Origin of the sequence: Streptococcus oralis (assembly GCF_001578935.1) — a bacterium.
GTDB lineage: Bacteria > Bacillota > Bacilli > Lactobacillales > Streptococcaceae > Streptococcus > Streptococcus oralis_R.
Map to the genome: position 1 here is coordinate 338,657 of NZ_KQ969521.1, position 11,559 is coordinate 350,215.

Consider the following 11,559-nt stretch of genomic DNA (forward strand, 5'->3'; position numbering starts at 1 on the left):
TTTTTGACTAGTAATTTAAATAGTTTTCAACTTCAGATTTCTCAATTTCTTTACCGTAGTGGCAAATCGGACAAGAAACGAAGTAACTTTTACCATAAGGGAAAAGTGGAATCCAGTAGAGGGTGAACTTGCGCCCAGTTTCTACGATCTCCCAAGTGTCGACATTGTTACAGTGACCACATTCGATCGCAGTTTGCGTATGTCCCAAATCTTTCTGATAACCTTTAGAACCCCAAAATAAAATCATGTCATCGTCTCCTTATCTGTTGATGGCTTATTTTTTGCTGAAGTCGTAGTCTTTCACCACTTCTATACTATCAATGGTGATAGCAGACGTTGGTTTATCTTTCTCATCTTTTTCAGCCTTGGCAATCTTGTCAACAACGTCCATACCATCGATGACTTGACCAAAGACGGGGTGTTTGCCGTCTAGACTAGGATTTCCGCCCTCTTTATAGGCTTCGATGATTTTCTTTGGATACTTGCTGGTAGGAAGTTTAGCAGAAATATCTGTTGAATTTTGGTTGATGAAGAACTGGCTACCGTTGGTACTTGGTTGACCAGTATTAGCCATAGCAAGGGCTCCTCGGATATTGTATAGGTAAGGAGAGATTTCATTTTTGAAACCAGTTCCCTTGTCCTTTGTTTTATCCTTATCATGCCAGATAGATTGGCCACCTGTACCATCTCCCTTAGGATCTCCAGTTTGGACCATAAAGCCATCAATAACACGGTGGAAGGTGATGCCGTTATAATAGCCTTCCTTAGCGTGAGTAAGGAAGTTTTCAACTGCTAGTGGTGCTAGTTTTGGAAAGAGCTTGATACGGATATCGCCTTGATTTGTGTGTAAAATGACCTCAGCTTCATCTTCAGCAACTTCCTTAGAAAGTTGAGGGAAGTTGGCATTTTCATTGGTCAAAGCGTCATTCAAATCTTTGGCAGCCTGAGCAGCCGCTTTTGAGCTTTCTTCAGCTGAGATGCTGGAGTCGACATATTCATCACCACGGAGACCACGTTGGATACTAGTACATCCAGCAAGGGCTACAGTTGATAGTAAAAGAAGGGTTGCTAGTTTTTTCATTGTTAACCTCTCAAAAATTCATTTCTACCATTGTACCTTAAAAGGAGCTTGATTTCAAATGTAAAAGATTTTACTAAAAATTTCTAGTAGTTAAAAAAATTAAAACTCTGTCAAGTTTTTTTCTTGACACCCTCTGGAAATCTGCTATAATAGAACATGTGCTAAATAGCTCAGCTATTTCACCGAAACAAAAAATAAGAAAAGAGACATTAAAAAATGGCAGTTAAAATCCGTTTGACTCGTATGGGTTCTAAGAAAAAACCTTTCTACCGTATTAACGTAGCAGACTCACGTTCACCACGTGACGGACGTTTCATCGAAACAGTTGGTACTTACAACCCACTTGTTGCTGAAAACCAAGTGACTTTGAAAGAAGACCGCGTTCTTGCATGGTTGGCTGATGGAGCTCAACCTTCAGATACAGTTCGCAACATCCTTTCAAAAGAAGGCGTATTGAAAAAATTCCACGATTCTAAATTCTCAAAATAAGTTTAAAGTAGGTTGACAGATGGATACGATTGAAAATCTCATTATTGCGATTGTGAAACCTTTGATTTCACAACCTGATGCCTTAACTATCAAGATTGAAGACACACCAGAGTTTTTGGAGTATCACTTGGATCTTGACCAGAGCGATGTCGGTCGTGTTATCGGTCGTAAGGGTCGCACTATCTCAGCGATAAGAACGATTGTCTACTCTGTCCCAACTGAAGACAAAAAAGTAAGAATCGTTATCGATGAAAAATAAAAAAGCGGGACAGATGTCTCGCTTTTTTGTGAGGAGGAGAAGATGAAGGATTTAACGTTTAGACAATTACAAGCCTACTTACTTGAACATTACCAGCAGTCTCGGACTGAGGAAGGTCTCTTTATCAAGCTAGTGGAGGAAGTCGGAGAAGTGGCCGAGGTCTTGAATGGACGCTCTGGTCGAAAAGAGGGTGTTCAGGACTCAAACGAGGAACTAGCCAAAGAACTAGCTGATATTATTCACTATACGGTTGCAATCGCGGCCATTAACGATATTGACCTAACCAAAACTATCTTTGATAAAGATAAAAAAGCTGCCATTAAGTATCAACATGAAAGAGATTTGGAAGGATTTTTAGATAACTTCCAAGAGAATAAGGAGTAATTTCTTTTCACTGATATGAAAGATTTCTCCTAGCTTACGCTCGCTAGTAAGAAAGAATAGAGAAAGCAATGAACCCAGAGGATTATGCATGGAATGAGTTTGAACGAACTGCCTATAAGACTAAAATGAATCACCTACCCAGTCCTTACAAAGTTGCCATTTGGGATGACTCTGAGAAAAGATTGGAGCTAGAACAAATACTGGATAGACTTCCTCAGAAAGAACTAGCTCGATGGGCATTAGAGAACTCGCAAGATTTCTTATCTTTAATTGATATCGGTGATGAAGGTGAGAAAAATAAAATAATTCGGCAAACTTATGAGGCTTTTGATGCACGATTGAGAAATGAGTTCTCACCTCATGAGTTGAGAAAAGCAGGTTTCGCAGCAAATCTCCTCTCTAAAAATGCCCAAAATCAAATCGCTAAGTACGCTGCCAGAGTCTTTGTACAAGCTATTTCAACAGCCCATATGAGAGGACACGCCATCGTTTCCGCGGATTATGCTATCAAAGTAAGGAATCTCCAAGAGGCAGACAAGCTAGAACTTGTGAGACAAGAACGAGAAAAGCAGATCAGACTGGCTGAATCCTTTATAGGCAATAAAAAAGAATTTATCATCTTGAAAGAGTGATAGTGGGAATAAAATACCAATCCTAGAAATAGCATCTAGGATTTTACTATGCTAAAATGGAAAGGCAGTCTCAAAAATTCTAGTCAATCTATCTTGAGAATAGCTACTTTTAAAGGGAGTAACAATCTATGAACGAGAAAACAAAAGCATACCTAGCAGCCTTATCTTTTTCAGCCATCATTGGTTTTTCTTTTTATTTACTAAGATTGCTTTGGCCTATGCCAGTCCTCTTACAAACTTGGCACATCGCTATACAATCGCTGCTTTGGTATTGGTCATCCTTCATCAAACAAAACTTATCAATGTGAGTTTAAGTAGAAAAGCTATTCTTTCTATTCTGCCTATGAGTCTTTTCTATCCACTTCTCTTTTTTATTTTCCAATCCTTTGCCTTACAGTATATATCGTCTTCTGAAGCGGGAATTCTACAGGCACTTGTCCCGATTTTTACTCTCCTTTTGGCATCGGTCTTTCTCAAGGAAAAGACAAGTTTGTTGCAAAAGTTTTTTTAATTTTATCCGTAGCAGGAGTAGTTCTCATCTTCCTTAGCAAGGGAGCGAACTTTAGCACTGAAACTGCTAGCTTGGGCTTTCTCTTGATGTTGGGATCTGTTCTTGCCAATGCGATCAACAATATTCTAAGCAAGGCTAAAGGAGGTCGCTACCGGGCCATGGATATGACAGCTGTTGTGATAGTTGTTGGCTTCGTCACCTTTAATACGCTGAGTCTGATCTCTCACTATCTAGAGGGGAATCTATTAGCTTACTTTGCGCCGTTTGGACAGCTGCCCTATCTGCTTTCCATCCTCTATTTGGGAATTCTAGCCTCTATAGTGACTGGTAGTCTCTCTATCTATGCTATTGTTCGCCTCGGGGCATCAACCGTCAGTGTCTTTGGTAATCTTGGAACAGTTTTGACCATTCTAGCCGGAGCACTTATCCTCCACGAACCAATTTATAGCTACCATGTCATCGGGGCAACTTTGATTATTGCTGGAATTTTAGGCATGAATCTGATGAGAAAAAAGTAAAGATTGCGTAGCAGTCTTTTTCTTTATCCAAATGATGCAGAAAATTCAAAATTTTTAATGAAATCAAGTTTAGAAAACGATGATTTTAATATAGCATGATAAAATAGATAAAAAGAATGATATTAGAATAAAGAGGAGCGAATGTAGAAATGAAGCAAAATGATGTAGTTGAAGTAATTGCTTTTTATAACAGAGAACCTGAGATGTTGGAACGTCACCTTATATCAGTCGGAGATTGTGATTTGGTTGTTTATCATCGTCCTGGAAACGCAAATAAAGGACACATTATTTTTTATCATGGAGCTTGTGGACGTAGTCAGATGTGGGCCCACCAGTATGATGCTTTTGATGGATTTGACCTTTACTTTGTAAATGTTAGAGGGCAGGGTGAATCACCTATGAAAGTTGGGCTACCCGACTTAGAAGGCGCTGTTCAAGATGTAGATGCCATTTTGTCCTATTTCCAGTTGGATAAGGTGATATTGGTTGGTCATTCTTGGGGAGGAAATCCACTTCAAGAGTATACCTATCGCCATCCAGAAAGAGTCCTAGCTTTGGTCATGGTGGATAGTTGGGGACAGCACCGTTACTTGTCTGAGAAAGAAAGAGGTCGAATCAAATATAGTTCTCTTATGTACAAGACGATTCCTTGGAAGGTGATTGCTGATAAAAACTCAAAAATGTGTAGTGATAACCCTATCACAAGAGAATTGGTCAAGACGGCCATCATAGAAACTGGGCGAGATGTTTTCTTGAACCTTGGAATCACAGGCTTCTTGGCAGTCCATGAGATAGAAGGATATAAAGGAAATCCTCCCATGCTATTAGCAAGAGGAGAAAATGATTTTCCCAAACACCTAAAAATAATCTATGATGGTATCATTGCTCTAAATCCCAATGCGCGTCAAGTAACGATTTCAGATAGCAAACACCAACCGATGAATGACCATCCTGAAGAGTTTAATCAGATAGTTGGTGAATTCTTTGAAGAAGTAGTAAGGACCTATCCAACTTGTGAAAATCCCTGGAACGTGATAAAATAAAGGATAGAAATAGATACAGGAGACAAGATGAACTACTTTAATGTTGGGAAAATCGTTAATACGCAGGGTTTACAGGGTGAGATGCGTGTCTTGTCTGTGACGGATTTTGCTGAGGAGCGGTTTAAAAAAGGGGCAGAGCTGGCTTTATTTGATGAAAAAGATCAGTTTGTCCAAACAGTGACCATCGCAAGTCACCGTAAACATAAGAATTTTGACATTATCAAATTCAAAGACATGTACCATATCAATGCGATTGAAAAGTACAAGGGCTATAGTCTCAAGGTCGCTGAGGAAGATTTGAACGATTTAGATGATGGTGAATTCTACTATCACGAGATTATCGGTTTGGATGTTTACGAGGGAGATAACTTGGTTGGAACCATCAAGGAAATTCTGCAACCAGGAGCCAATGATGTCTGGGTGGTAAAGCGAAAAGGTAAGCGAGATTTGCTTTTACCTTACATTCCGCCAGTAGTTCTCAATGTTGATATTCTAAACAAACGGGTTGATGTGGACATCTTAGAAGGGTTAGATGATGAAGATTGATATTTTAACCCTCTTTCCGGAGATGTTTTCTCCGCTGGAGCACTCGATTGTTGGAAAGGCTCGAGAAAAAGGTATCTTGGATATTCAGTATCATAATTTTCGAGAATATGCTGAAAAGGCACGTCACGTCGATGATGAGCCCTACGGAGGCGGTCAGGGGATGTTGCTCCGGGCCCAACCCATTTTCGATGCCTTTGACGCTATTGAAAAGAAAAATCCGCGAGTGATTCTTCTTGATCCTGCTGGGAAACAGTTCGATCAGGCTTACGCTGAGGATTTAGCTCAGGAAGAGGAACTGATCTTTATCTGTGGTCATTATGAAGGGTATGACGAGCGCATCAAGACCTTGGTAACCGATGAAATTTCTCTAGGAGATTATGTTTTGACTGGTGGTGAGCTGGCAGCCATGACCATGATCGATGCGACCGTTCGCCTGATACCAGAAGTGATTGGTAAGGAGTCTAGTCACCAGGATGATAGCTTCTCTTCGGGACTTCTCGAATATCCTCAGTACACTCGCCCTTATGACTATCGTGGCATGGTCGTGCCAGATGTGCTCATGAGCGGTCACCATGAAAAGATTCGACAGTGGCGACTGTATGAGAGTTTAAAGAAAACCTACGAGCGAAGACCTGACCTGCTAGAAAACTATCAACTAACAGCCGAAGAAGAAAAGATGCTGGCTGAAATCAAAGAAAACAAAGAATAAAGGAGAACCTTATGCAAGTAATCAAACGTAATGGAGAAATTGCTGAATTTGATCCAGATAAAATTTACCAAGCTGTCCTAAAAGCAGCTCAAACCGTTTATGTTTTGACAGATGATTTGCGTCAAAACCTTGCACAAGTTACTAAAAAAGTCGTTTTGGACTTGGAAGAAGCAAAAGTAGAACGTGCCACTATCAGCATGATCCAATCAATGGTTGAGCACCGCTTGCTTGGCGCTGGTTACATCACAATCGCAGAACACTATATCTCTTATCGCTTGCAACGTGATTTGGAGAGAAGTGGCTATGGTGACCATATCGCAGTTCATCTTCATTTTGAACAAATCCGTTAAGAAAAAGAGTGGGATGCAAAGAACATCTCACTCTTTCTTAAATAGACTTTTCTGAGCTTTTTGTACGGTTGAGGGAACGAAACGAAACCGTTTAATATCACTGATACGAATGATTCGAGTCACGTTTTTTGAAAAATTTTTGACGATAATTTGTTGGCGATTAGCATCGTGTTTGACAATATCACCCGTAAAACTTGTCTCAGCAAGTATGACATGAACAGCCGTCTTTTTCTGGATGGCTTGTTCAATCATAGCAGTGAGGGAGTTGTCCTCGATTTGAGGATGATCATCATTCCCATTGAGAAAACCATGTAGTTTATCTAGAACTAGTTTGAATGTCTGTCTCATAGAATCCTCCCTTCTTATATATCCACATTATATAAAATTTTCCTAAAAACCACAAGATTTTTACGAATAGACTATAGAAAGTATATCACATAAAGGAGTTAAAAATGGCAGAATTTACATTTGAAATCGAAGAACACTTGCTCACCTTGTCTGAAAATGACAAAGGATGGACAAAAGAACTAAATCGCGTTAGCTTTAATGGAGCACCAGCAAAGTTTGATATTCGTTCTTGGAGTCCTGACCATACCAAAATGGGCAAAGGAATCACGCTTTCCAATGAAGAATTTCAGGTAATGGTCGATGCCTTTAAAGGGGGACAATAAAAAAGAATCTTGAGTAGAACTCAAGATTCTTTTTTTTATGACACAATATAGTCACAGAGAGAAGTCTTAGCCAATTGAATGAAAGTCTCTCTATACTCTTCAGGTGGTATTGGATTATCTTTACGAATCCAGACTTCAATGAAAGAGATGGCCATGGTCGTAATGATATAAGCGATGTCTTCTTTATTAAAATTATATTTCAGTTGGTAATTGACATTCTTTAGTACCCACTCTGAGTATGTTCCACGCAGAAATTCCTTCCAACATGGGTCGACTTGTGTGGTATACAAGGTGTTAACAATTTCCCTTTTTTCGTATATGAGAGGAAGTATATGGTCTGCTAAAAAGCTGATAGGATCTCCATCATTGCTAGGGCAGTACTTATTAAAGACGTTAAAAATGTGCTGATTGGTCTCTTCGTGAATGTATTCAATAATATCTTCAAAGTTGTTAAAATGCTTTTGATAAATCGCTTGTCGTGAAATACCAGCTTCAGCAGCAATTTCAGTCATTGTAAAGGAACTACGTTGAGGATTTTTCTTAGCTAGTGTGATGAGAGCTTTAATGATTAGCTCACGAGTATTCTTTGCCATAGAATTACCTTTCTGTTTATAATTATTTATAATCATTTTTGTTTTAAAAGAAATCAAAATAATCAAGTTAATATAAATAATCAATGAACATTAAATTTTCTGAATCTTTTAGGTAGCTCTATTGTATCACAAATAATTTATAAAACATAGCTCAAACAATAAAAATGCGTTTTCTGAAAATTCCTATCACATCAGTATTTTTAGACAATTCTCATGATAATGCTGTATTATTTGAGGTATTAAAATAATATATCTAAACAATTGACATCGTGTAAATAAATAACTTGATGAATTAAAGATTTTTCATAAAAATACTTGATGATATTTAGTATAATAGTTCTGGTAAATATTTTGCTATATTTCCTCTCTGACCTAAGAGTAGTGTGCTCCTGCTAGAGATTGAATTTAATTATTGTTTTTGAATAGTATGAAACGTGTAGATATTTCCCCAAGCACATGTTACAGATAGTCTATTATGTAGTAAATTATGCGATTGAAAGGGGTGTTGTCTATTGGAGAGAGTTGACACGTTGTTCAATCGATTTCAATCATATAGAAAGGAAAGTCATGAAATTTAAAAAATTGTGGCTCTATATTTTAACGCCACTACTCGTTTTATTGGGTTCTGCTGCTTTGACAAATACAGTTCAAGCACAAGAACTTAAAAATGTCATTACCAAAGTAGGAATTTGGGAGACTGATAATGGTAAGTTTGTGACACCAGATGCTAAAGGAGTTTACAACCTATCACCACAAAATCAATCTTACGAAAACTATAAGTTTGCTGCTGATTTTGATTTGAGCGCTTATGATGGAAAACTGAAGGATGGAGATACATTTACATTCACTATTCCAACTCCATTATCTGTTCGTGCTGAAAAGTTTGAGCTCAAAGATAAAGAGACTGATACTGCTGTAGGTGATGCAACAGTTGTTTCTAATGGTGACAATCAAGGTGGTAAAGTTACCATTACTTTAAAAAACCTTGCTGAATACCTTAAGAAAAAAGGTGGTACAGAAGTTCGTGGTGTTTCAGGTACTTTCTATGTAGCTTTCAGCTCTAAGAAAGAAACAGAAGAAGAATCAATTCAACTTGATAAGACTGAAACAAAGGATGATGTTAACTTCAAGATGAAGTTCAAAAAAGGTGGAGAAATCGACTATTCTGAAGGTATTGGTAAAACAAACATTAGTAAAGTTAATGGTACTATCAATAAGGAAAAATGGGAATCAGCCCTTCTTGGAAAATCAGGAGATTATATCCACAAGTGGAATCTTCGTGTAAACCCTAAACAAGCTGAGTATAACAAGATTGTAGTTCGCGACTGGGTTGACAAAGACTATTCACCAATGCAGATCATCCCTGAATCAATCGTGGTTACTGCTGGTTACTACAACAAAGTCTATGCTTTAGTTGATGATGTAACTCTTGAAGCAGGTAAAGACTACGAAATCAAGTGGAATGATTCTTACACTGAGTTCACTATTACCTTTAACAATGCTAAGGCAATCCGTGCTACAAACGGTAAAGCAGCAGCATTCCGTATCGTCTATAATACAACAGCTCCGGCTGATGGAACAAAAGTCCAAAACAATGCTGAAATCACAGCTGATGATAAAGTTCTTCCAGTGAGCGATGATCGTACTGAAACTATTACAAAAGTTATTGGTAACTCAACAGTTACATCAGGTGGTACTATCCAACTGAAAACTGGTTACCGTATCACGCTGTATAAAGTAGATGAAAAATCACTTGACCGTCTTGCGGGAGCTAAATTTAAAATCACACCTCCAGAAGGTGCAACTACAGCACACGAAGAAACAGTAACAACAGACGCTAGTGGTGTTGCCCAGTCTAAAATCTACACTGATGAAGATGTTAAAAAGGGTGAATTCACCATCACTGAAGTTGAAGCTCCTAAAGGTTACCAATTGGATTCTACTCCAATCAAAGTAACTGTTGGTCAAGAAGGTGTTATCAAAACAATCTCAAACAAACGCAACAGTACAAAAGCTCAAATCCAAGCAATTAAAAAATTGACTGGTCGAGCTATTAAAGCTGGTGAGTTTGAATTTGACTTGTTTGATGACAAGACAAATAAAGTTGTTGAAACAGTAACAAATGATGCGGAAGGAAATATCAACTTTGCTGAATTGACATTTGACAAAGCGGGTACATACAACTACCACATCGTTGAGAAAAAAGCGAACACAACCGAAAAAGGTGTTACTTATGATGCCAACCCTGTTGGCGTTACAGTTACTGTAACAGCAGATGCTGAAGGTAAATTGACTGCAGCTGTCGCTTACGAAAATGATGATAAGACTTTTGAAAACACATACGCTCCTGAGAAAACTTCAGCGCCTATTGAAGTGACAAAAGCCCTTTCAGGTCGTGAGTTGAAAGCTGATGAGTTTGAGTTTGTCTTGAAGAATGACAAAGATGGTGCAGAACTTCAAAAAGTGAAGAACACTGCTGACGGTAAAGTGACATTCGCTCCAATCGAATATACCAAAGCTGGTACATACAACTACACCATTGTTGAAACAAATGCTGGTAAGACTGTTGATGGTGTGACTTACGATAATCTTGAAGTCAAAGTCACAGTAGAAGTTACAGATGACGGCGAAGGAAAACTTCATGCGAATGTGACTTACCCAGCGGACAAAGAATTCAACAACAGCTATGGAACTTCAAAAGCAAAAGCAACTCTTGAAGTGACTAAGAAGTTGACTGGTCGTGAGTTGGAGGCTGATGAATTTGAGTTCACTTTGACAGACCAAGACGGTAATGTGAAAGAAACTGTGAAGAATGACAAAGACGGAAACGTTGCTTTCTCAGAATTGGAATTCGATAAAGCAGGCACTTATACTTATAAGATTGCTGAAAAAGCGGGTACTGCTACAGGTATCCAGTACGATACTAAAACCATCACAGCTACAGTTACTGTAGCGGACAAGGGTAAAGGTGCACTTGAAGCAACTGTTTCTTACGATGACGAAAAAGCTTTCGAGAATACTTACACTCCAGCAAAAACGGAAGTTCCTGTGAAGAAAGTATGGAAGGACGAGAACAACCAAGATGGTAAACGCCCATCTTCTGTCACAGTTAAATTGCTTGCAGACGGTCAAGATACTGGTAAAACACTTGAACTCAATGCCGCAAACGGTTGGACTGGAAGCTTCACAGACCTTGATGCTGATAAAGGTGGCACACCTATCCAGTACACTGTAGTAGAAGTAACTGTTCCAGGTTACACTTCTAAGGTTACTGGTGACGCTGCATCAGGATTCACTATCACAAATAGCTATTCTCCAGAAACAGTTGACATTAAAGCAACCAAGAACTGGGATGACGCGAATAACCAAGACGGCAAACGTCCAACTAAGATTACAATCAATCTTTTAGCAGACGGTCAGAAAGTCGCATCGAAAGAAGTTCAAGCAGCCGCAGACGGAACTTGGACTACTACATTCGAAAAATTAGCAAAATATAAAGCTGGTAAAGAAATCAAATACACTATAACAGAAGAAGCCGTAGCAGAATACGAATCAATTATTACAGACTTTACCATCACAAACAAATATGCACCAAAAGAAATCGACTACAAGGTAACAAAAGTATGGAACGATGCGAACAACCAAGACGGCAAACGTCCTAAGTCCGTAACCGTTCAACTTTTCAAATCTGTAGATGGATCTAAACCAGTAGCTGTTGAAGGTAAGAAATTGACCTTGACAGCTGATGATAAGACAGACGCTAACACTTGGGT

At 38.7% G+C, this 11,559-nt stretch carries 16 protein-coding genes; 12 read left to right on the forward strand and 4 right to left on the reverse strand.

What is annotated here, in order from left to right; translation table 11 throughout:
• Nucleotides 1-7: 7 nt before the first annotated feature.
• On the reverse strand, nucleotides 8-247 hold the full coding sequence (locus SORDD15_RS01660) for a zinc-ribbon domain-containing protein (protein ID WP_000600214.1): 240 nt from the start codon (nucleotides 245-247) through the stop codon (nucleotides 8-10).
• Between the two features lie 27 nt (nucleotides 248-274).
• Nucleotides 275-1,081: a peptidylprolyl isomerase gene (locus SORDD15_RS01665; RefSeq protein WP_061413793.1), complete on the reverse strand. Its 807-nt coding sequence runs from the start codon at nucleotides 1,079-1,081 to the stop codon at nucleotides 275-277.
• Nucleotides 1,082-1,297: 216 nt separating this feature from the next.
• Here SORDD15_RS01665 and rpsP point away from each other — a divergent pair, with 216 nt between their 5' ends.
• The 10 genes from rpsP to SORDD15_RS01715 all read left to right on the forward strand — a co-directional run bounded on the left by rpsP (nucleotide 1,298) and on the right by SORDD15_RS01715 (nucleotide 6,522).
• Nucleotides 1,298-1,570 carry a 30S ribosomal protein S16 gene (rpsP, locus tag SORDD15_RS01670; RefSeq protein ID WP_000268760.1) on the forward strand — a complete coding sequence of 91 codons (273 nt, stop codon included), beginning with the start codon at nucleotides 1,298-1,300 and terminating at the stop codon, nucleotides 1,568-1,570.
• A gap of 19 nt (nucleotides 1,571-1,589) precedes the next feature.
• Complete coding sequence (kphA, locus tag SORDD15_RS01675) at nucleotides 1,590-1,829, forward strand: RNA-binding protein KphA (protein WP_000379617.1); 240 nt, start codon at nucleotides 1,590-1,592, stop codon at nucleotides 1,827-1,829.
• Nucleotides 1,830-1,871: 42 nt separating this feature from the next.
• A complete protein-coding gene (locus tag SORDD15_RS01680) occupies nucleotides 1,872-2,213 on the forward strand; it encodes a MazG nucleotide pyrophosphohydrolase domain-containing protein (protein ID WP_061413794.1) in 342 nt (113 codons plus the stop codon).
• Between the two features lie 68 nt (nucleotides 2,214-2,281).
• Nucleotides 2,282-2,845 (forward strand): putative immunity protein, encoded by a 564-nt coding sequence (locus SORDD15_RS01685; protein WP_061413795.1) that lies wholly within the window; start codon nucleotides 2,282-2,284, stop codon nucleotides 2,843-2,845.
• A 238-nt stretch (nucleotides 2,846-3,083) separates the two neighbouring features.
• Nucleotides 3,084-3,356: a DMT family transporter gene (locus SORDD15_RS10400; protein ID WP_231097637.1), complete on the forward strand. Its 273-nt coding sequence runs from the start codon at nucleotides 3,084-3,086 to the stop codon at nucleotides 3,354-3,356.
• An 86-nt stretch (nucleotides 3,357-3,442) separates the two neighbouring features.
• Complete coding sequence (locus SORDD15_RS10405) at nucleotides 3,443-3,874, forward strand: DMT family transporter (RefSeq protein ID WP_231097607.1); 432 nt, start codon at nucleotides 3,443-3,445, stop codon at nucleotides 3,872-3,874.
• Between the two features lie 149 nt (nucleotides 3,875-4,023).
• Nucleotides 4,024-4,917, forward strand: coding sequence for an alpha/beta fold hydrolase (locus SORDD15_RS01700; RefSeq protein WP_061413799.1), 894 nt, complete (start codon nucleotides 4,024-4,026; stop codon nucleotides 4,915-4,917).
• 27 nt (nucleotides 4,918-4,944) lie between these two features.
• The gene (gene rimM / locus SORDD15_RS01705) at nucleotides 4,945-5,463 is read left to right on the forward strand and encodes a ribosome maturation factor RimM (RefSeq protein ID WP_061413800.1); all 519 of its coding nucleotides are present in this window, start codon (nucleotides 4,945-4,947) and stop codon (nucleotides 5,461-5,463) included.
• On the forward strand, nucleotides 5,453-6,172 hold the full coding sequence (gene trmD, locus SORDD15_RS01710; RefSeq protein WP_061413801.1) for a tRNA (guanosine(37)-N1)-methyltransferase TrmD: 720 nt from the start codon (nucleotides 5,453-5,455) through the stop codon (nucleotides 6,170-6,172). Before rimM ends, trmD begins: the two co-directional genes overlap by 11 nt.
• Nucleotides 6,173-6,183: 11 nt before the next feature.
• Nucleotides 6,184-6,522: an ATP cone domain-containing protein gene (locus SORDD15_RS01715; protein ID WP_001196045.1), complete on the forward strand. Its 339-nt coding sequence runs from the start codon at nucleotides 6,184-6,186 to the stop codon at nucleotides 6,520-6,522.
• A gap of 27 nt (nucleotides 6,523-6,549) precedes the next feature.
• Here the strand turns inward: SORDD15_RS01715 and SORDD15_RS01720 are convergent, their stop codons facing one another.
• Nucleotides 6,550-6,870: a eukaryotic translation initiation factor 4 gamma gene (locus tag SORDD15_RS01720; protein WP_061413803.1), complete on the reverse strand. Its 321-nt coding sequence runs from the start codon at nucleotides 6,868-6,870 to the stop codon at nucleotides 6,550-6,552.
• A gap of 104 nt (nucleotides 6,871-6,974) precedes the next feature.
• On the opposite strand from SORDD15_RS01720, the gene SORDD15_RS01725 reads away from it, so the two are divergent.
• Nucleotides 6,975-7,193 (forward strand): YdbC family protein, encoded by a 219-nt coding sequence (locus SORDD15_RS01725; RefSeq protein WP_000807419.1) that lies wholly within the window; start codon nucleotides 6,975-6,977, stop codon nucleotides 7,191-7,193.
• Nucleotides 7,194-7,228: 35 nt separating this feature from the next.
• On the opposite strand, the gene SORDD15_RS01730 is transcribed toward SORDD15_RS01725, so the two are convergent.
• A complete protein-coding gene (locus SORDD15_RS01730; protein WP_061413805.1) occupies nucleotides 7,229-7,786 on the reverse strand; it encodes a TetR/AcrR family transcriptional regulator in 558 nt (185 codons plus the stop codon).
• Between the two features lie 567 nt (nucleotides 7,787-8,353).
• Here SORDD15_RS01730 and SORDD15_RS01735 point away from each other — a divergent pair.
• Nucleotides 8,354-11,559: Cna B-type domain-containing protein (locus tag SORDD15_RS01735; RefSeq protein ID WP_061415626.1), on the forward strand; the 3,206-nt coding region annotated here is incomplete at its 3' end.

What these genes read in the sequence shown, in the direction of transcription:
- SORDD15_RS01660 (WP_000600214.1), bottom strand. Translation starts at nt 247, where the DNA reads ATGATTTTATTTTGGGGTTCTAAAGGTTATCAGAAAGATTTGGGACAT.
- SORDD15_RS01665 (WP_061413793.1), bottom strand. Translation starts at nt 1,081, where the DNA reads ATGAAAAAACTAGCAACCCTTCTTTTACTATCAACTGTAGCCCTTGCT.
- rpsP (WP_000268760.1), top strand. Translation starts at nt 1,298, where the DNA reads ATGGCAGTTAAAATCCGTTTGACTCGTATGGGTTCTAAGAAAAAACCT.
- kphA (WP_000379617.1), top strand. Translation starts at nt 1,590, where the DNA reads ATGGATACGATTGAAAATCTCATTATTGCGATTGTGAAACCTTTGATT.
- SORDD15_RS01680 (WP_061413794.1), top strand. Translation starts at nt 1,872, where the DNA reads ATGAAGGATTTAACGTTTAGACAATTACAAGCCTACTTACTTGAACAT.
- SORDD15_RS01685 (WP_061413795.1), top strand. Translation starts at nt 2,282, where the DNA reads ATGAACCCAGAGGATTATGCATGGAATGAGTTTGAACGAACTGCCTAT.
- SORDD15_RS10405 (WP_231097607.1), top strand. Translation starts at nt 3,443, where the DNA reads ATGTTGGGATCTGTTCTTGCCAATGCGATCAACAATATTCTAAGCAAG.
- SORDD15_RS01700 (WP_061413799.1), top strand. Translation starts at nt 4,024, where the DNA reads ATGAAGCAAAATGATGTAGTTGAAGTAATTGCTTTTTATAACAGAGAA.
- rimM (WP_061413800.1), top strand. Translation starts at nt 4,945, where the DNA reads ATGAACTACTTTAATGTTGGGAAAATCGTTAATACGCAGGGTTTACAG.
- trmD (WP_061413801.1), top strand. Translation starts at nt 5,453, where the DNA reads ATGAAGATTGATATTTTAACCCTCTTTCCGGAGATGTTTTCTCCGCTG.
- SORDD15_RS01715 (WP_001196045.1), top strand. Translation starts at nt 6,184, where the DNA reads ATGCAAGTAATCAAACGTAATGGAGAAATTGCTGAATTTGATCCAGAT.
- SORDD15_RS01720 (WP_061413803.1), bottom strand. Translation starts at nt 6,870, where the DNA reads ATGAGACAGACATTCAAACTAGTTCTAGATAAACTACATGGTTTTCTC.
- SORDD15_RS01725 (WP_000807419.1), top strand. Translation starts at nt 6,975, where the DNA reads ATGGCAGAATTTACATTTGAAATCGAAGAACACTTGCTCACCTTGTCT.
- SORDD15_RS01730 (WP_061413805.1), bottom strand. Translation starts at nt 7,786, where the DNA reads ATGGCAAAGAATACTCGTGAGCTAATCATTAAAGCTCTCATCACACTA.